Origin of the sequence: Polaromonas vacuolata, assembly GCF_012584515.1 — a bacterium.
GTDB classification, from domain to species: Bacteria; Pseudomonadota; Gammaproteobacteria; order Burkholderiales; family Burkholderiaceae_C; genus Polaromonas; species Polaromonas vacuolata.
This window is the reverse complement of the sequence record NZ_CP051461.1, coordinates 287,691-304,835: the sequence shown is the minus strand read 5'-3', so window position 1 is coordinate 304,835 and position 17,145 is coordinate 287,691. Positions and strand designations below refer to the sequence as shown.

The following is a 17,145-nucleotide window of genomic DNA, read 5'->3' as shown; positions in this document are numbered from 1 at the left end:
AATCTCAAGCCGGTTGGTTCAGCAATTTGGTACGAATGTTCTCAGTGCGCGTAACTTCTTCCGCACTGATGTAGTAGTCACGTTTGTAGTTAAAGGTGTGGAAGATAGTGATCGCAATCACTGCCACAAAAGTCACTACAGCCAGTGCCCACATATGCCAGATCAAGGCAAAACCCATTGCTGTTGCAAAGCCTGCGATGACTACACCCGCCCAAGTATTTTTAGGCATGTGGATGGCGATAAAACCATCGACTGGGCGTACATAGTTGTTTTTCTTCATGTCGTGCCAGGCATCAATTTCGTGCACCACAGGGGTGAAGGCGAAGTTGTATCCCGGTGCTGGTGAAGCAGTAGACCATTCCAGTGTGCGGCCATCCCATGGGTCACCGGTCACATCACGCAGTGACTCACGATTACGGAAGCTAACAACGAAGTTAATGAAGGTGCAGGCAATACCAATGGCAATCAAGGCTGCACCGCAGGCTGCGATGATGAACCAGATTTGCAGCGATGGATCATCAAAGTAGCTCATACGACGAGTCACACCCATCAAGCCCAGTACATACAGCGGCATGAAGGCAAAGTAGAAACCAACAAACCAGAACCAGAACGCGCACTTACCCCAGAACTCATTGAGTTTGTAGCCGAAGGCTTTCGGGAACCAGTAGGTAATACCAGCCATCAAGCCAAACAACACACCACCAATAATCACATTGTGGAAGTGAGCAATCAAGAACAAGCTGTTGTGCAAGACAAAGTCAGCCGGTGGGACAGCCAGCAACACGCCGGTCATGCCGCCAATGGTGAAGGTAATCATGAAGCCGATAGACCACAACATTGGCACATCAAAGCGAATCCGGCCGCGGTACATGGTGAACAACCAGTTAAATATTTTCGCCCCAGTCGGGATGGAAATAATCATGGTCGTGATGCCAAAGAAGGAATTGACACTGGCACCTGAACCCATGGTGAAGAAGTGATGCAACCACACCAGGTAAGACAAGATTGTGATCACCAAAGTGGCGTAAACCATGGAGGCGTAACCAAACAGACGCTTGCTACTAAACGTGGCAATGATCTCAGAGAAAATACCGAACGCTGGCAAGATCAAAATGTAGACCTCTGGGTGACCCCAGATCCAGATCAAGTTGACGTACATCATGACGTTGCCGCCAAGGTCGTTGGTGAAAAAAGCTGTGCCTACATAACGGTCGAGTGACAGTAAGGCCAACACGGCAGTCAAAATCGGGAAAGACGCAACGATCAAGATGTTTGTGCAAAGTGCAGTCCAGGTGAAGATGGGCATCTTCATCCAAGTCATGCCGGGTGCGCGCATTTTGACAATAGTGGCGAGCAAGTTAATGCCAGAGAGCAATGTTCCAACACCGGCTAACTGCAAGGCCCAAATGTAGTAATCAACCCCGACGCCCGGACTGGCTTGAATACCAGACAGCGGCGGATAAGCCAACCAACCAGTGGCACCGAACTCACCGACGAACAAGGAAATCATCACCAAAATCGCGCCGCTGGCAGTCATCCAGAAACTGAAGTTATTCAGGAACGGAAAGGCTACGTCACGTGCGCCAATTTGCAATGGCACGGCAAAGTTCATCAAGCCGGTGATCAGTGGCATAGCCACAAAGAAAATCATGATCACACCGTGCACGGTGAACAATTGGTCGTAATGGTGCGGTGGCAAAAATCCACCGGAGCCATTAAAGGCCATGGCTTGCTGGGCACGCATCATCAATGCGTCAGAAAAGCCGCGCATCAACATTACCAAACCAAGCACGCAATACATGATGCCGATTTTTTTGTGGTCAATACTGGTGAACCAGTCTGTCCAAAGCGTGCCCCAAACCTTGTAATAAGTCAGTGCCGACAAAAGCGCTAGGCCACCCAATGCCACCATGGCAAAGGTCGCCAAAAGTATGGGCTCGTGCAATGGGAGTGAGTCCCAGCTGAGGCGTCCGAAGATAAACTTCGTGAGATCGAAAGTTTCAGTCATGATTTTTTATCGCAGTTATCAGTTCACAACGGGAAAGTCAGTAGCCAAAGTTCGCACACTGCACGCAGCAGCGACGTATTTCGGGCCAAGGTCACTTATGGATGCAACATCACTGGTGCTCGAAGCCAAGTTGTAGGTGCCGGCTTTTCCCATACCGCCCATCGCATCCATGGCCATGATGTCGTTCATGCACATCTTGTTGCTCTCAACACAGCGGTTGAGAATCGCTTGGTACAAGCTCGGATCAACTGTTCCGTAACGCTTGACCGGTTCACGCTGAGTAGGTTTAACCAAGTTCAGGTAATCAGCACGTGTCAATGCATTGCCGCTAGCCTTGGTTTTTTCTACCCATTGGTCAAAGTTTTCAGTACTTAAGCCATGAAACTTAAAGCGCATGCTGGAGAAACCTGCGCCGCTGTAGTTAGCCGAGAAACCATCAAACTCACCCGGCTTGTTAGCCACAACGTGCAATTTAGTTTGCATGCCTGGCATCGCGTAAATCTGTCCGGCCAAAGCTGGAATGAAAAACGAATTCATGATCGACGAGGAAGTAATGTGAAAAGTTATCGGACGATCTACCGGAGCGGCCATCTCGTTAACCAATGCAATGCCTTGCTCGGGATAAATGAACAACCATTTCCAATCCAGCGCAACCACTTCAACCACCAAGGGCTTAACGTCAGCCGGTATAGGGCGCTTAGCGTCCAGACGGCTTAAGGGACGATAAGGATCGAGTGCGTGGGTGCTAATCCAAGTCAAGGTGCCCAGCACAATGATGATTAACAAAGGCGCAATCCAGATCACCAACTCAAGCTGAGTCGAATGGTGCCATTCAGGCGTGTATTCGGCTTTTGTGTTGGACTTGCGATAGCGCCAAGCAAACAATACGATTAAAACTAGAACCGGCAGAACGATGAGCATCATCAATCCGGTTGAGTAATAAATTAAATTGCGTTGCTGCACGGCGATATCGCCCGACGGATTGAGCAATACGGCTGAACAGCCGGATAACAAGGCAATGACTACTAACGGTAGTAGTCGGCAAAGGGTTTTGAAAGGTGACATGCAAAACAATCTAATGGTTTTCACTGATAAGCCTGTAATTTACGCCGATTGGCCTGGCTTGGGCATTGGACGTTTTGTCCTATGCTGTGTTTCTGATTTACGTTGTGGGTGATAAAAACCTATAAACTTACAAAACATCACTTAAATCATGGATTAATTCGTATGCCGTCCAGTAAAATATTGCCCTCCCGCCCTAGACGCGCTTCCTTAGACGCGGCAAACCATGTCAAAGATGTAGAGCGAGCCGTAGCGCCTAGTGAGATCGCCGTCGGCGTGATCATTGGCCGCACGTCTGAATACTTTGACTTTTTTGTCTACGCCATTGCTTCGGTGCTGGTGTTTCCTTCGGTGTTCTTTCCTTTTGCGGATCCATTGACTGGCGCGCTGTGGTCATTTGTGATTTTTTCTTTCGCGTTTATTGGTAGACCGATAGGCACTTTGCTATTCATGAAAATTCAGAGCCGATATGGCCGGGCCGTCAAACTCTCAACGGCACTGTTTTTGTTGGGCACGTCCACCGTTGGTATGGCATTTTTGCCAAGCTACGCCACTTTGGGCGCCGGTGCCATCGTGCTGCTGTCGATACTGCGTTTTACCCAAGGCATAGCGCTAGGCGGATCATGGGATGGCCTGTCATCGCTGTTGGCGCTGAGCGCGCCAAAGGAGCGGCGCGGTTGGTGGGCAATGATTCCGCAGTTGGGCGCTCCCATCGGATTCATGGTCGCCGCAGCCCTGTTTTTAGTCTTGCATTCGGAGTTGCCTAAACAAGAATTCCTCGATTGGGGATGGCGCTTCCCGTTTTATGTAGCCTTTGCTATTAACGTAGTGGCGCTATTTGCCCGCTTGCGCTTGGTGGTCACGCCTGAGTATGAGCGTCTGCTCCAGCACAATAAGCTGGTACCTAGCCCTGTCGGCAAGTTGCTCAAAGCGCGCGGTAGTAATTTATTCATCGGGGCATTTGCAACACTGGCTAGTTACGCGCTGTTTCATCTGGTCACTGTATTTCCACTGTCTTGGATCTCGCTGTACTCCAACCAATCCGTCAACGACGTGTTGACGGTGCAGATAGCAGGCGGCGCCATAGCCGTTCTTGGTGTGGTGGTCTCTGGCCTGATTGCCGACCGTTTTGGCCGACGCAACACACTGGGATCGTTGGCGATTGCAATTGCACTGTTTAGCTTTGTTGCGCCATTTTTAATGCGCGGCAGCGTGATGGGTGAAGACATCTTTATTTTGCTTGGCTTTGCACTGCTGGGCTTGTCCTACGGCCAAGCCGCTGGCGCAGTGACCGCAAACTTCGAGCCTGAGTACCGCTACACCGGTGCGGCTCTGACATCGGATCTGGCGTGGCTAATTGGCGCAGCCTTCGCACCGTTAATCGCACTTGGCATGTCGGCGCATTTCGGCCTGGGCTTTTTGGGTGTTTACTTATTCTCGGGCGCGGTCTGCACTTTGGTGGCGCTGCGGGTGAACAAAGTGCTGGAATCACGGGCTTAATAGTTACCAAACATCCCGCTTTTTTTGGCGGGATTCTGTTCTATTAAATACCGGCTATTCGTAAGCATTGACGACCGACCAAGGTTTTTAAGCACTTTCGGCAACTTGTTGCCACTGGTTAACACCTAACCTATGCGGTTTACCCTTGAATGAATGGTGTACGCGTACTGCTCTAATAGAGTTGTATAAATATTCAATCAAAGGTAATACCAATGGGACTAGGCTTCAAAAAAAACCGGCGTGCTGCGCTGATCACCTCGACCCTTCTGGCTCTCAGTTTGGCCGCACCCAGCGCTTTTGCACAGGCCGCTTGGCCGAATAAACCCGTCAAAATTGTTGTGCCCTTCGCTCCCGGCGGCACCACTGACATACTGGCGCGTGCGATTGCACCAGAACTCTCCAAAGCTTTTGGCCAGCAATTCGTGGTTGAAAACCGTGCTGGCGCTGGCGGCAATATTGGTGCAGAAATGGTTTCACGCTCTCAGCCCGACGGCTACACCTTGCTGATGGGCACAGTCGGCACGCATGGAATTAACAAATGGGTTTATAAAAAGATGGGCTTTGACCCACAAAAAGACTTTGCGCCTATCACGCTGGTTGCTGGCGTACCCAACGTCATGATTGTTAACAGCGAGAAAGCCGCTGCGCGCGGCATACACAACGTAGCGGACTTCATCAAATACGCCAAGGCCAATCCGGGCAAACTGAATATGGCGTCCAGTGGCAATGGCACATCGATACACATGGCCGGTGAGCTATTTAAAACCATGAGCGGCACCCACATGGTTCACTTCCCCTTCACAGGCTCAGGCCCAGCGCTGCTCAGCTTAGTGGGTGGTGATATGGATGTGATGTTTGACAACCTGCCGTCCTCCCTGCAACTGATACGTTCGGGCAAGCTCAAGGCACTGGCTGTGACCAGCTCCACTCGCTCGCCCGCACTGCCGGATGTGCCAACGATTGAGGAAGCCGGTGGCCCGGCGCTGGCTGGCTTTGAAGCCAGCAGCTGGTTTGGCCTACTCGCGCCTGCCGGAACCTCGCCGGAAATAGTCAACCGCATTCAGCAAGAAGTGGCGAAATCGCTATCTACGCCGGCGATCAAGGAAAGACTACTGGCTCAGGGCGCAAATCCCGGCGGCACTACACCGGCGCAGTTCACCAAGATGATTGATTCAGAGACAAAAAAATGGGCTGGAGTTGTGAAGACTTCGGGCGCCAAGATAGACTAATAATTCAGGGCGGAATACGTTTTAATCCGTATCTCCGCACCTATTAAATAGAACTAAACCTCAGACACCCCAGACAACGTCACTGCCAGCGGCAAGATTGCGCTGCAGCATGTCAATGAAAGGCACGGCGCGCTGACGCAGGCCCAGACCTTCGGGTTTGATGGTGTCGGCATGCTCGGGGTCGGCAGACTCCTCCATTAGGATCGCAGCCTTTAGCGCATCGATGGCAGCAGCCATTTGTGACACTTCAATAATGCCCTTGGCAGCAGGGTCCTTGCCAATAGTTTGCAATATGTGCCGGCCATTAGCCTCAAACATGATCACATCACCAGCGTTTTTTGATTTGAATTTGTAGAGCATTTAAAACCTTGTGAATGATGATTCAGAAGTGTCCATTATGGTCAGCTTAATGGCCACAGTCTGTAGGCCATATTACCAATCGATCGTCACTTTCCACTGCTACTAAGCAGGCTTTTTAGTCCCTATTTCCGCAGAACCATGGCATGGCGGAAAATAACCAGATGTTCAATTTAGCCACCGCCCCCAAACCCGCCGCCCAAGCCTTATTGCAAGACGGGCTATGCCTGCTGCAAGCCAATGAGCTGATCACTACGCTGGCCTTAGATGCGCCATGGTCGTCAGACTGGGGCCGACTCAGTAGCGCTTGGGATAGACTGACGCCTGACGCCCACCTGCGAGACGGTGGCCACTACCGTCAGCGCCGGCACTCATGCTTTATCCAAGACTTGACAACCCAGCAACTGAGTCAAGTTGCGCACCGCGCGCATTGGCAGCCCACCGACTACAACGCTTTGCACGGTGGATATGAGCGTTTGTTCGAGCCGATGGAGTCAACCCTTGCCCAGTCAGACGCTTGGACCACCTTGCTGAGCAATTTGGGTCAGCTGTTTGCGCGGGTCAAGCCCGCCGCGAAGTGGTTTATTGAGGCGCACCAGTTCCGCATAGACACCACCGACGGTGTCGGCAGACCTACTCCAGAAGGCGCGCACCGTGATGGTGTGGATTTCGTGGTGGTCATGCTGGTGAACCGGCGCGGCGTCAAAGGCGGTGAGACCCGGGTGTTTGATGCTAACGGTCCACACGGCATGCGCTTTTTGATGCAACAACCCCTGACCGCGTTACTACTAGACGACGCACGCGTGATTCACGAGACCACACCGATACAACCCGCAGATGGCGAAGCGCCAGGCGGCTACCGCGATACCTTGGTGCTAACTTATAGGCAGACAGGGTTTCAAGCACCGCGGATTCAAGTCTGAAGTGCAACTTTGAAATTAACCGTACGGGTGGGTGAGATGTGAGAGCATCCAAGCTTCCCGACTACCAAGTCAAAGTTGCCCAGAATGATTTACACACACCTCACCCGTGACGAACGTTACCAGATTGCAATCCTCGTCAAAGCAAACTTCAATCAAAGTGAAATTGCAAAAATGATGGACCGTGATAAATCGAGCATCAGCCGTGAGTTGCGTCGTAACCGCGGTCTACGAGGCTATCGCCCTAAGCAGGCAAATGACAAAGCCCAAGAACGTAGACTTGCCTGCGCCAACAGTCCTAGAGTTGCTGACTCGACATGGGCTGTAGTGGAGGAAAAGTTGGCTGAGGCTTGGAGCCCCGAACAAATCAGCGGCCACCTCGAAGCTCGATGCCAACCCGGTGTTAGCTATGAGAGCATTTACCAGTACATCTACGCTGACAAACGCGCGGGCGGCAGCTTGCATAAAACACTGCGTTGCCAGAAGACGCGAAAAAAACGCAGCAGCGGCCGTGAACGGCGCGGCACCATCTCTCGCCAGGTCTCAATAGAACTGCGACCCGCCATCGTGCTTGAGCGTGCGCGCTTTGGCGACTGGGAGGCTGATCTGGTGATTGGTGCCGGGCAGAAGCAAGCCCTAGTGACGATTAACGAGCGTGTCTCTCGGTATTCAATAATTTTCCACGTGCCATTCAAAACAGCGCAAGCCGTAGGGGACGCGTTAATCACTTTACTTAAACCATTCGCTCATTGCGTGCACACACTCACGACAGATAACGGCAAGGAATTTTCTCAGCATGAACGAATAGCTTCTGCGCTGAGTGCAGATTTCTTTTTCGCCCATCCATACGCCTCGTGGGAGCGTGGGGCAAACGAGAATATGAACGGTTTGATTCGCCAGTTTTTCCCAAAGGGGATGCGCTTTAATTGCATCACCGACGATGACATTGCTTTAGCGATGCACAGGCTCAATCATCGTCCTAGAAAATGTTTAGGGTATCGAACGCCGCATCAGGTTTTTATGGAACAGTTAGAGTCCTATCAGCATACGGTTGCACTTCAAGCTTGAATCCGCCAGTTGGCTATTAGCACGCGTCACAACTTAGCAATGGCTAAATTATTTAATCGTTACTAAAATTAAATTTTATTTTTTTAAGGAAAAAAAATGATACGCCAAACTACTCCGAACACTGGCTCCCCAATACCCAACGCAACTCGAATTCACACACCACAAAGTGGGCAATTAAAGCCTGACTCAAAAATTACTGCGAGTGCGTACAGTCCTAGTAATCCAACAGCGACTGCATCGACGCCAGCATTTGCAAGCCAACCGTCACCATCATTAGTCACATCAACACAGTCACTTTCAAGCCGAGAAAATTCGCTGGTCAGGCCTAGAGAACTCAACTTTTTTTCCGGATCCGATTCCGATTCCGATCTCAGCGGTGACGAACACAGCTCAATTCCGCTTGAAGATTTTCAACCCAGTTCTTTTTTCAACAATAGTGAAAACAAAGAACAAACTCATCCGCCTGCAGTGAGCATTGATGTTAATTTAGACCATCGCAGAACGTTTCTCGGTCATGGCTTAAATGCGCTTGACGATTCTTACTCTAGTTCTATTTCCAGCAATAGTGAAAGCAAAGAACAAATTCATCCGCATGAAGTAAGAATTGATATTAATTTAGTCGGCGATGTACCGGTTCCCGGTCAGGTTATCGATCCGCCAAACGCGCCGCCAAATCAAATACAAAATCCAATCGCAGAACCACACAGTGCAGTCCTCCCGTCTACCTTGCTTGGTGCGGCAGTTGTAGGCACGGTCATTGCCGCTGTGAGCTCGCCCGAACACCTCCCTACTTTGATTGTTCAGACTAGTGTGGGGGCGATAGTAGGCGGTTTCGTAGGCGCGGGAATCGGTTGCATCATCGATTCGAAAATGGATAGAGAGGCGCAGAGAATTCAACCCTTACAAGATGCTCCAGACTTAGAGGCTGGTGAGGCTTAAGCAGTCAAGAAAAAATCTTATGTTGAGAAATAATATTTATACATATTATTTTTTATGCGCTGTGAATTTTTAATAATGACTCTGTCGAGTCATTCATTGCGATTAGACTAAAACGCAAATTCGAAAGCCTAGTCGCCGCGCTCAGCGTGGCTTTTACGCATTCAAGCTGACCGAAAAATTCAGCTTGTTAAAGCGTGCAGCAATTGCGCTGCACGCTTTTTTTTAACCTCAAGCTTTATCAGCTACTGGCGTTGTAGAAGCCAAGCGCTTAGCACGGGAGCGAATGTTTAGCGCTTCAACCACTAGCGAGAAAGCCATGGCAGCGTAGATGTAGCCTTTTGGAATCGCTTGGTCAAACGACTCAGCAATCAGTGCCATACCAATCATGACCAAGAATGCCAGCGCCAAAATTTTGACGGATGCATGGCGGTCAACAAAGTCGCCAATCGGCTTCGCAGCAATTAGCATCACACCAACAGAGACCACCACGGCAGCGACCATCACCGCGATCTGATCGACCATGCCGACAGCAGTGATCACCGAATCCAAAGAGAACACGATATCGATAACTGCGATCTGGCCGATGATGCCCCAATACATTTTCTTGCCGACTGCGGCGATAGTGGCGTCATCGCCCACCAAAGGTGGCGCTTCTTCGCGGGCTTCGACCGCCAAGAAAATTTCGTGCGAGGCCTTGTAGAGCAAAAACAAACCACCAAACAGCAGCACCAAATCGCGCCCACTAATGCCCTGCCCGGCGACTGTAAAAAGGTCAGCCGTCAAACCCATCACCCAGCTTAATGTGAACAACAACAGCAAGCGCGACACCATTGCAAAACCAATGCCTATGCGCCGCGCCTTGTCACGCATGTGCTGCGGCAGTCGGCCAACCAAGATAGAAATAAAAATAATATTGTCTATGCCCAGCACGATCTCAAGTGCAGTCAGCATCGCGAATGCGATCCATATATTCGGGTCGGTGAGGAATTCCATAACTTTCGTTTCTGGCAAACAAACAAGCCCGCTTGGGGCCTGTGAATGTTGCAAAGTAATAAGAGGAAATCGCGCTTAAAACATTTAAGAAAAAACTTTTCTGGCTAGCGCGACATTGAATTTTTAGTATATCTGAGACTGTTTAAAAATAGGCAAATGAAAAACGGCTGCTACAGCATTCACAGACAAAACACATTTCTTAACAATTTTTTAGTGAATGGAAACGGCTTATATCTGCACAAATTTCTTTTCTGCTCAATTACTTTTTTCGCAGTAATTGCTGCACCAACGGATGCTCGACTTTGCGCTCGGTACTGATGGCGTAATAGTGCTCTACGACACCTTCGCAAGCACCTATTAAATGGACTTGGCTGCGTTTTTTTAAGTCGTGCTGGGCTGCGACGGCGGCAGGGAAAATACCCAATCCAGTCGCACCAAAAGTCTCTAGCAATGCGCTGTCTTCAAACTCACCAACGACGCGCGGACGCAAGTCATGTTGACCAAGCCATTTGTCGATATGTCCGCGTACTATTGAGTGCATGGTGGGCAGCAAAATAGGTAACGCCTGCAGCGATTGGGGAAAACCTTTTTTTGCCAGCGATGCCCAATGCGGCGTGCCATACCAGCCCATCGCAGATGTGCCCAAGGAGTGGCTGTGCACCTTAAGTCGCCGGTTAAATGGCGCGGGATGGTCGGTTAACACCACGTCGAGTTTATGCACGGCAAGGTCTGCCAACAGGTCAGCCATTTCGCCCTCGTGGCAGACTAAGCGCAGGCCATTAACCGCAAGCACAGGCTGCAAAAGGCGTTGCACTTCTAGCTTGGGCAAACCGTCAGCAATACCCACCGCAAGTCGCACTGAAGCGGTTTGCGAAGCGGCTCTTACCTGCTCGGGCAACGCCTCGCCAAGCTGAAAAATATGCTCGGCCTGCTGCAGCGCAGCCAACCCTGCATCGGTCAAAGCCAGACCCCGACCAGCCGGTTTTAGCAATTGGCAACCCAAATCTTTTTCCAGTAATCTGACCTGCGCGCTAACCGTCTGAACCGCCATGTCCAAGCGATCCGCAGCGCGCGACATGCTGCCTTCTTTAGCGACTATCCAGAAGTAGTAAAGGTGACGGTAATTGAAGGTTTGGCTCATTGTTCGTATTTACGATAAGGTAATTCATAGATTGTCTTCTTTTTTCGAAATGAAAAATGACCTATGGTTACTAGATACCAGCCTGTCACGCAGGCTCAATTTATTTTTTAACGACCCACACCCCGCAATCGAAAGATCAACAAAATGAACCATCCCTCATTACGCACTGCCGACAGACCCGGCATAGGCTCCGTCATCGCTGGCCATAAAGTGCTGCGCAACACCTACGCGCTGCTGTCCATGACGCTGATGTTCAGCGCCGCCATCGCTGCTGCCGCCGTCGCACTACGACTGCCAGCCCCCGGCATCATCATCACCTTAATTGGTTATTTCGGTCTGCTGTTTCTGGTCAACAAAGTACGCGACAGTTCTGCGGCGATACCGGCGGTGTTTGCGCTGACCGGCTTCATGGGTTACACCCTAGGCCCAATGCTGACGGCACACTTGACGCTTCCCGGCGGCGCACAAACCATCGCCATGGCGTTGGGTGCGACTGGTGCCACCTTCTTAGCCTTGTCAAGCTATGTGCTGGCCACCAAAAAAGACTTTAGCTTTATGGGCGGATTTTTGTTCGCCGGCATGGTGATCGCGCTTTTGGCCAGTTTGGCGGGTATGTTTTTCAAAATCCCAGCGCTTAGCTTGGCCGTTTCGGCAATGGTAGCCCTGCTTTCTGCCGGCTTGATCTTGTTTGAAACCAGCCGCATCGTTAACGGCGGCGAGACCAATTACGTGATGGCTACGGTCAGCTTGTTTGTCTCGCTATTTAACCTTTTTACCAGCTTGCTCAGCCTGTTTGGCTTTAGCAGCAGTAAAGAATAACTTTAAGGAAATCCATCATGCACTGCCCACAATGCAAAGAAGTCTCTCTGGTCATGGCCGATCGCCAAGGCGTAGAAATCGATTACTGCCCGAGTTGCCGCGGCGTCTGGCTTGACCGAGGTGAGCTAGACAAACTCATAGAACGCAGCGCCGCACAAATGGCACCTGCGCCACAAGCAGCACCGGTACAAGCGGTGCCGCAGCAACCGGTCCACCAACAACCTTACCAGCAAGGACGCCGGCCGGACTTTGAGGACTCAGACTACAGCCACCAGCGGCAAAACCAGCAAGGCTATGGTCAATACGGTCAACGCAAGAAAAAATCATGGTTGAGTGAGATTTTTGACTAAAGCCCGATGCATATGCCTGAAAACAGGGACGCCCGCGACCCTGTTTTCAAATGCGCGCTAGAAGCGCCAAACAGAGCGATTAAAAAAGCCTACGCAAACGCTTCTAGGCAGGGTTCGAGGTGATGTGCTTCATCAATACAACCGAAAAGGCAGTCAGCAGGTAATGCCAAACGCCACAGAGTGGAGGGGCATCCGATTGGAATCTGCGCTCACGATGAATCGAAATATGCACGCTGGCGGTCCACTAACGATCCACTAGCGGTATAGCGGCACGAGCTTAGGCTAAAGGTGCCGCTCAGCGTCCTGCTGTTGATGTAGGACGCGAATCACGTCCAGATGGTCAGCGTAGTCTAAAAAATAGATCACGTGTGAGCCGCACAGGTACTTCAAGAATCCCGGTAAAACATCGACGACGCGCCCCTGCTTTATGCCTGCGGCCAGTCCCTCGAAGGCCGCTACAAGGTTGTGGTGCTAGCTGTCCGCCTGCTCCATCGACCAGCGCTTGACTGTGTAGAGCCAGATTCCCTCAAGGTCAGCCTCGGCTAACGGAGACAGTCGGTAGGGCTTAGCCATGCTTAGCGTTCATACGGTTCAAGAACGCATCGCTATCGAACGCGCGTGGCTCGCCCGACTGAAGGCCAGCGTTCAGCGCATCTTGCAGCGTTTTTACCTTGGATTCGTGCTCTTCCAGCAGCCTAAGACCTGCCCTGACCACATCGCTAGCCGTGCCATAACGCCCGCCTTGCACCTGCGCATCGATGAAGCTGGCGAAATGCGTCCCTAGGGATACGGATGTGTTTCTAGCCACGAGTGTTCTCCTGTTAAAACGCCAATCGTACCAATTATTGGTACATATAGACAGCGGCATAGCGTTACGGGGTGTTTGCGGCGAAGTCGCCTTTATCTCACTAGCCAAGCCGAAAGCGCCCTGCCGCTGAGTCATCCTCAACTGCATACTCCATTTCATTGTGACCGCCTATTCTGGCATCGTGACCAACGATTCCTGCGCGCAAGAAGCGCCAAACAAAACAATCCGAACCATTTACCAACATGACTGACTCGTGCGAAGCTTTGCAATGCCATGTCTGCAGGAGAGTTTCTGGTGTCAGAATATTCAACGCGTCAAGATCAAGCACCGCCGCGCAGCGCTCACCCGGTGCACGCACAGATTCATAGCCAATCCACTGCAAACCTTTCGCTTTGACGAGCGCGGCCAAGGCTTGGGTCTCGGTGTAATCGTTGGGATTTGTCCAAACGGCCCGGGCGCTCAGCCAAGGTGGACGCATCAAATCAATCGCTGCGCCGTCTACCCTTGCCTGAAAAAAAACTGTGCTCCGTAAGCAGCACAGTGCCTGCGAGTGCCGTGCTGTCCAACGTAAAGCGCGAACGCCAATAGGCAACTTCGGCACAAGCCGTATAAAGATTTTCTGCACCGTACCAAATACCCAGCGAGCCGGCTGGCCGGAACCGACTCGGATGTTGCGGCCGATACCGAAATGGCGTGTAGAGCAAGTAATGCTTTTGCACTCTGATCGGCGGCATCTGAGGTTTGGGCGGCAACTTCGGTTTGCTTTGCTCCAGCAGCAACTCCAACAAAATCTGTTCCTGCGCGCTGTCGACCAGCCGCAGCGTAGAGACGACATGCTGGGACTCAACGCCGCGCCAAGCCAGCATGGACTGGTGACTTGTTGCCGAGTCAAGCCAAGCCCCTGACCATGGCCTAGCGGTCATGAAGGCGCGCGCATTCCATCTAGGTAGCCGAACGTCGCCACCAAACCCTCAACCCGCTCAATCAGCTTGACAGGCACACCGCCTAAAGCGATGTTGTGAGCCCGCATCCAAGCCATGCGCTTTTGATCATCCGTGCCCACCAAGGCATCGAGCGAGCGATAAACACGCACCAATAGCAATGACAGCTCGCCTTCTTTAGAGCTCGGGTCTAGCGCTTTCTCCCCTTTAAAAAGACGCGACACCGTGGGCTCGCTGACCCCAATAATCCGGGCCAGCGCCGCGCCGGACAGCCCTAGCAGTTCAGTCGCACGCACCGTTGCCTTGGCCAGCACATAGCCGGGGTCAGGCTGAAGGACTTTTTGAGCATTCATTTTGCAACTCCTCAAACTTAGCTTTTTTCAAATGAAATATATTTGCATGAATAGCCAGTATTTAGATTCTTTTTTAGAGGAACGCTTGGGTATCAAGGCTAGCTTGGACTTCAGCGGGTCGACCAACGAGTGCAAGTTGCCGGCAATCGCGGCTATAACTGCGCTAACCGCAGCAAAGCCCGGATCAAATCCGAGCGGGGCCGGGTGAAGATGATGAAGGCGGCATCTGCGCTTGCGCAGACAATCCAAACATGAACCCCACCACTCCCACACTGCGTTTAAGCCGCGTCAACGATCAGGTTTACCGCGTCGACAGCGCACAAGGCGAACACCTAGGCAATCTCAAACTCATTGGCGGATGCTGGAAATTCAAGGCCGTAGGCTACGATGACCAAGGCCGAGTTGAGCCCGGCGGCGGGCCGCTGACGCATCAGCACAATCAGGTGTTTGAGACTTTGGATGTGGCTGAAATTAGTGCGCAGCTGATGCGCTCGTAGAGTTAAGAAACAATCTCTTAACTGTCTGATCGCCGCGCCAACTGCATCCACAGGTAAGCAAACTCCAGCCCCAATAAATTAGCCCGCTGGGCGTTATCCGCCGCACCGCCATGACCGCCTTCTATATTTTCAAAGTACAGCACGTCATGGCCTAGCGCCTGCATGCGGGCGACCATTTTGCGGGCGTGGGCGGGATGGACTCTGTCGTCTTTGGTGCTGGTGTTGAAAAATACGCGCGGGTATTTCACCTCAGCTTTTAGGTTTTGATACGGGCTGTAGCGACTGATAAAAGCCCATTCATCGGCCTTGTCTGGATCGCCATATTCGGCCATCCAACTGTTGCCCGCTAGCAGCAAGTGGTAGCGCTGCATGTCTAGCAAAGGCACTTGGCAGACGACCGCATTGAACAGCTCTGGGCGCTGCACGAAAGTCGCGCCCACCAGCAAGCCGCCGTTGCTGCCGCCCATGATGCCGAGGTGCGCTGGACTGGTAATTTTGCGCGCAATCAGGTCTTCGGCGATGGCGATAAAGTCGTCATAGCTGCGCTGCTTGTTGGCCTTGACGGCTGCTTGGTGCCAAGCCGGGCCGAACTCGCCACCGCCGCGAATATTCGCCACCACGTAGACCCCGCCTTTGCTGACCCAATTAATCCCCCAAGAGGCGCTGTAGCCGGGCGTGCGGCTGATTTCAAAACCGCCGTAGCCGTTGAGCAAAGTCGGGTTGCAGCCGTCTAAAACCATGTCACGCGGCGAGACCACAAAGTACGGCACGCGCGTAGCGTCAGCGCTGATGGCAAACAATTGCTCGACCTTCATCACCGATGGATCAAAGCGTCTTGGCAATTGCTTGAGCAGCTCGCGCTCATCGTTCAAGGCACTGCCCAACATCAAGGAATCGGGGGTGAGAAAGTCGCTGTAGGCGATGAGGTAGTCGTCGCCCAGCGGATCGTTCTCTAAAGAGCCGTCAAACAAACCGCCTATGCTGAGCGCGCCGTTTTTAGGCGCATCGACAGCGCGGCTATGCCAGTCGTCGCCGCTCTGGCTCCAGACCACTAAGCGGCTGGTGACTTGGTCCAAAATATTCACGATCACATGGCTGCGGGTAAACGCACAGCCGGCCAGTGATGCGGTGGCCGTCGGCTCAAACAACACTTTAAAAACGCGCTGCCCGGCCAGATAAGCGGCAAAGTCGGTCAGCAGCAAAGAGCCGGCGAGATAGTTGATCCCGTTGACAGTCCAATCGCTGCGCAGCGTCACCAGCGCCCATTGCAGATGCGGCGAAACGCTGGCGTCATCAGGTTTATCCAGACGCACCAATTGACCGTTTTGGCGAAGGAAAACCTCGGTGTTGTAAAAATCAATTGAGCGACCAAACATCACCAAGGGATAACCACGGTCATGGCTGACGGCGGCGAATGCCGATACGTCGTCTAGTTGCCCCTCAAACACCGTCACAGCACTGGCCAACAGTGTGCCGCGCTTCCACTCTTTGATGACGCGCGGGTAACCCGAGCGGGTTAGGCTACCATCCCCAAAATCAGTCCCCACCAGCAGCGTGTCGTGGTCTAACCAGCTGGCATCTGATTTGGCTTGTGGCAGCGTGAAACCGTCAGCGACAAACTGTTTGGTCTGCAGATCAAACTCACGCACCACCGCAGCATCTGAGCCGCCCGGCGAGAGGCTAATCAAGCAGCGCTGGTACGCAGGGCCTAGGCAATCCGCGTCGCCCCAAACCCAGCTTTCGCCCTCGGCCTGACCTAGCGCATCGATGTCTAACACCAACTCCCAATCCGGGCTGGCTTGGCGATAACCGGCCAAAGTCGTGCGGCGCCACAGTCCGCGTGGGTGCACATCGTCAGTCCATAAGTTGTAGACAAAGTCGCCATGGCGGCTGAAGTAGGGGATTTTGTCTTTGCTGTTGAGTATGTCTAACACCACGGCGCGCGTGGGTTCAAATTCTGGTCTGGCTTTGAGTAGCGTGGTGGATTGGGCGTTGTTGACTTCCACCCAAGCCAGTGGTTTTTCGCCGAGCACGTCTTCTAGCCAGAGAAAAGGGTCTGTGTGTTCGTCTTGATTCGGCGACTTGGAAATAGTTGAAATGTTGTCAGTCATGAATGCGGATACCTGTTGCCCAAGAGACTGTGTTAGCCCTTGAGTCGTT

At 52.1% G+C, this 17,145-nt stretch carries 19 protein-coding genes; 8 read left to right on the top strand and 11 right to left on the bottom strand.

Going from position 1 to position 17,145, the window contains the following annotated elements:
- Window positions 1–4 precede the first annotated feature (4 nt).
- Both cyoB and cyoA read right to left on the bottom strand, forming a co-directional pair.
- The gene (gene cyoB / locus HC248_RS01550; protein ID WP_168920963.1) at window positions 5–2,008 is read right to left on the bottom strand and encodes a cytochrome o ubiquinol oxidase subunit I; all 2,004 of its coding nucleotides are present in this window, start codon (window positions 2,006–2,008) and stop codon (window positions 5–7) included.
- Between the two features lie 18 nt (window positions 2,009–2,026).
- Window positions 2,027–3,073: a ubiquinol oxidase subunit II gene (cyoA, locus tag HC248_RS01545; RefSeq protein WP_168920962.1), complete on the bottom strand. Its 1,047-nt coding sequence runs from the start codon at window positions 3,071–3,073 to the stop codon at window positions 2,027–2,029.
- Window positions 3,074–3,235: 162 nt separating this feature from the next.
- Between cyoA and HC248_RS01540 the strand changes: the two genes are divergently transcribed.
- Entirely contained in the window at window positions 3,236–4,570 is a 1,335-nt protein-coding gene (locus HC248_RS01540; protein ID WP_168920961.1) for an MFS transporter, read from the top strand.
- A gap of 212 nt (window positions 4,571–4,782) precedes the next feature.
- Window positions 4,783–5,799, top strand: coding sequence for a Bug family tripartite tricarboxylate transporter substrate binding protein (locus HC248_RS01535; RefSeq protein WP_168920960.1), 1,017 nt, complete (start codon window positions 4,783–4,785; stop codon window positions 5,797–5,799).
- Window positions 5,800–5,859: 60 nt separating this feature from the next.
- Here the strand turns inward: HC248_RS01535 and HC248_RS01530 are convergent, their stop codons facing one another.
- Complete coding sequence (locus HC248_RS01530) at window positions 5,860–6,159, bottom strand: DUF1840 domain-containing protein (protein ID WP_168920959.1); 300 nt, start codon at window positions 6,157–6,159, stop codon at window positions 5,860–5,862.
- A gap of 161 nt (window positions 6,160–6,320) precedes the next feature.
- On the opposite strand from HC248_RS01530, the gene HC248_RS01525 reads away from it, so the two are divergent.
- From HC248_RS01525 to HC248_RS01515, 3 genes are all read left to right on the top strand, one after another.
- Window positions 6,321–7,079 (top strand): 2OG-Fe dioxygenase family protein, encoded by a 759-nt coding sequence (locus tag HC248_RS01525; RefSeq protein ID WP_168923609.1) that lies wholly within the window; start codon window positions 6,321–6,323, stop codon window positions 7,077–7,079.
- Between the two features lie 84 nt (window positions 7,080–7,163).
- On the top strand, window positions 7,164–8,144 hold the full coding sequence (locus HC248_RS01520) for an IS30 family transposase (protein WP_168920958.1): 981 nt from the start codon (window positions 7,164–7,166) through the stop codon (window positions 8,142–8,144).
- 96 nt (window positions 8,145–8,240) lie between these two features.
- Window positions 8,241–9,083 (top strand): glycine zipper 2TM domain-containing protein, encoded by an 843-nt coding sequence (locus HC248_RS01515; protein ID WP_168920957.1) that lies wholly within the window; start codon window positions 8,241–8,243, stop codon window positions 9,081–9,083.
- A 228-nt stretch (window positions 9,084–9,311) separates the two neighbouring features.
- On the opposite strand, the gene HC248_RS01510 is transcribed toward HC248_RS01515, so the two are convergent.
- Both HC248_RS01510 and HC248_RS01505 read right to left on the bottom strand, forming a co-directional pair.
- The gene (locus HC248_RS01510; RefSeq protein WP_168920956.1) at window positions 9,312–10,076 is read right to left on the bottom strand and encodes a TerC family protein; all 765 of its coding nucleotides are present in this window, start codon (window positions 10,074–10,076) and stop codon (window positions 9,312–9,314) included.
- Between the two features lie 259 nt (window positions 10,077–10,335).
- Window positions 10,336–11,217, bottom strand: coding sequence for a LysR family transcriptional regulator (locus HC248_RS01505; protein ID WP_168920955.1), 882 nt, complete (start codon window positions 11,215–11,217; stop codon window positions 10,336–10,338).
- A 144-nt stretch (window positions 11,218–11,361) separates the two neighbouring features.
- Here HC248_RS01505 and HC248_RS01500 point away from each other — a divergent pair, with 144 nt between their 5' ends.
- Both HC248_RS01500 and HC248_RS01495 read left to right on the top strand, forming a co-directional pair.
- A complete protein-coding gene (locus HC248_RS01500; protein WP_168920954.1) occupies window positions 11,362–12,036 on the top strand; it encodes a Bax inhibitor-1/YccA family protein in 675 nt (224 codons plus the stop codon).
- 17 nt (window positions 12,037–12,053) lie between these two features.
- On the top strand, window positions 12,054–12,386 hold the full coding sequence (locus tag HC248_RS01495) for a TFIIB-type zinc ribbon-containing protein (RefSeq protein WP_168920953.1): 333 nt from the start codon (window positions 12,054–12,056) through the stop codon (window positions 12,384–12,386).
- 471 nt (window positions 12,387–12,857) lie between these two features.
- On the opposite strand, the gene HC248_RS17555 is transcribed toward HC248_RS01495, so the two are convergent.
- The 5 genes from HC248_RS17555 to HC248_RS01475 all read right to left on the bottom strand — a co-directional run bounded on the left by HC248_RS17555 (window position 12,858) and on the right by HC248_RS01475 (window position 14,488).
- The gene (locus HC248_RS17555; protein WP_238342690.1) at window positions 12,858–12,959 is read right to left on the bottom strand and encodes a type II toxin-antitoxin system RelE/ParE family toxin; all 102 of its coding nucleotides are present in this window, start codon (window positions 12,957–12,959) and stop codon (window positions 12,858–12,860) included.
- Complete coding sequence (locus HC248_RS01485) at window positions 12,952–13,194, bottom strand: type II toxin-antitoxin system ParD family antitoxin (protein ID WP_168920952.1); 243 nt, start codon at window positions 13,192–13,194, stop codon at window positions 12,952–12,954. The genes HC248_RS17555 and HC248_RS01485 overlap by 8 nt, the downstream gene beginning before the upstream one ends.
- 100 nt (window positions 13,195–13,294) lie before the next feature.
- Window positions 13,295–13,672, bottom strand: coding sequence for an RES domain-containing protein (locus HC248_RS17875; protein ID WP_337778958.1), 378 nt, complete (start codon window positions 13,670–13,672; stop codon window positions 13,295–13,297).
- A 4-nt stretch (window positions 13,673–13,676) separates the two neighbouring features.
- Entirely contained in the window at window positions 13,677–14,117 is a 441-nt protein-coding gene (locus HC248_RS17870) for an RES family NAD+ phosphorylase (RefSeq protein WP_337778957.1), read from the bottom strand.
- Window positions 14,114–14,488 (bottom strand): antitoxin Xre-like helix-turn-helix domain-containing protein, encoded by a 375-nt coding sequence (locus HC248_RS01475; protein ID WP_168920951.1) that lies wholly within the window; start codon window positions 14,486–14,488, stop codon window positions 14,114–14,116. The genes HC248_RS17870 and HC248_RS01475 overlap by 4 nt, the downstream gene beginning before the upstream one ends.
- A gap of 251 nt (window positions 14,489–14,739) precedes the next feature.
- Here HC248_RS01475 and HC248_RS01470 point away from each other — a divergent pair, with 251 nt between their 5' ends.
- Window positions 14,740–14,985 carry a hypothetical protein gene (locus HC248_RS01470; protein WP_168920950.1) on the top strand — a complete coding sequence of 82 codons (246 nt, stop codon included), beginning with the start codon at window positions 14,740–14,742 and terminating at the stop codon, window positions 14,983–14,985.
- A gap of 17 nt (window positions 14,986–15,002) precedes the next feature.
- Here the strand turns inward: HC248_RS01470 and HC248_RS01465 are convergent, their stop codons facing one another.
- Entirely contained in the window at window positions 15,003–17,096 is a 2,094-nt protein-coding gene (locus HC248_RS01465; RefSeq protein WP_168920949.1) for a prolyl oligopeptidase family serine peptidase, read from the bottom strand.
- Window positions 17,097–17,145 lie beyond the last annotated feature (49 nt).

Bases quoted from the DNA above. Each gene is read 5' to 3' on its own strand.
- HC248_RS17555 (WP_238342690.1), bottom strand. From the start codon at position 12,959: ATGGCTAAGCCCTACCGACTGTCTCCGTTAGCCGAGGCTGACCTTGAG.
- HC248_RS01525 (WP_168923609.1), top strand. From the start codon at position 6,321: ATGTTCAATTTAGCCACCGCCCCCAAACCCGCCGCCCAAGCCTTATTG.
- HC248_RS01475 (WP_168920951.1), bottom strand. From the start codon at position 14,488: ATGAATGCTCAAAAAGTCCTTCAGCCTGACCCCGGCTATGTGCTGGCC.
- HC248_RS01495 (WP_168920953.1), top strand. From the start codon at position 12,054: ATGCACTGCCCACAATGCAAAGAAGTCTCTCTGGTCATGGCCGATCGC.
- HC248_RS01470 (WP_168920950.1), top strand. From the start codon at position 14,740: ATGAACCCCACCACTCCCACACTGCGTTTAAGCCGCGTCAACGATCAG.
- HC248_RS01520 (WP_168920958.1), top strand. From the start codon at position 7,164: ATGATTTACACACACCTCACCCGTGACGAACGTTACCAGATTGCAATC.
- cyoB (WP_168920963.1), bottom strand. From the start codon at position 2,008: ATGACTGAAACTTTCGATCTCACGAAGTTTATCTTCGGACGCCTCAGC.
- HC248_RS01510 (WP_168920956.1), bottom strand. From the start codon at position 10,076: ATGGAATTCCTCACCGACCCGAATATATGGATCGCATTCGCGATGCTG.
- HC248_RS01535 (WP_168920960.1), top strand. From the start codon at position 4,783: ATGGGACTAGGCTTCAAAAAAAACCGGCGTGCTGCGCTGATCACCTCG.
- cyoA (WP_168920962.1), bottom strand. From the start codon at position 3,073: ATGTCACCTTTCAAAACCCTTTGCCGACTACTACCGTTAGTAGTCATT.
- HC248_RS01515 (WP_168920957.1), top strand. From the start codon at position 8,241: ATGATACGCCAAACTACTCCGAACACTGGCTCCCCAATACCCAACGCA.
- HC248_RS17875 (WP_337778958.1), bottom strand. From the start codon at position 13,672: ATGCGTCCACCTTGGCTGAGCGCCCGGGCCGTTTGGACAAATCCCAAC.
- HC248_RS01500 (WP_168920954.1), top strand. From the start codon at position 11,362: ATGAACCATCCCTCATTACGCACTGCCGACAGACCCGGCATAGGCTCC.
- HC248_RS01505 (WP_168920955.1), bottom strand. From the start codon at position 11,217: ATGAGCCAAACCTTCAATTACCGTCACCTTTACTACTTCTGGATAGTC.
- HC248_RS01465 (WP_168920949.1), bottom strand. From the start codon at position 17,096: ATGACTGACAACATTTCAACTATTTCCAAGTCGCCGAATCAAGACGAA.
- HC248_RS01540 (WP_168920961.1), top strand. From the start codon at position 3,236: ATGCCGTCCAGTAAAATATTGCCCTCCCGCCCTAGACGCGCTTCCTTA.
- HC248_RS17870 (WP_337778957.1), bottom strand. From the start codon at position 14,117: ATGACCGCTAGGCCATGGTCAGGGGCTTGGCTTGACTCGGCAACAAGT.
- HC248_RS01530 (WP_168920959.1), bottom strand. From the start codon at position 6,159: ATGCTCTACAAATTCAAATCAAAAAACGCTGGTGATGTGATCATGTTT.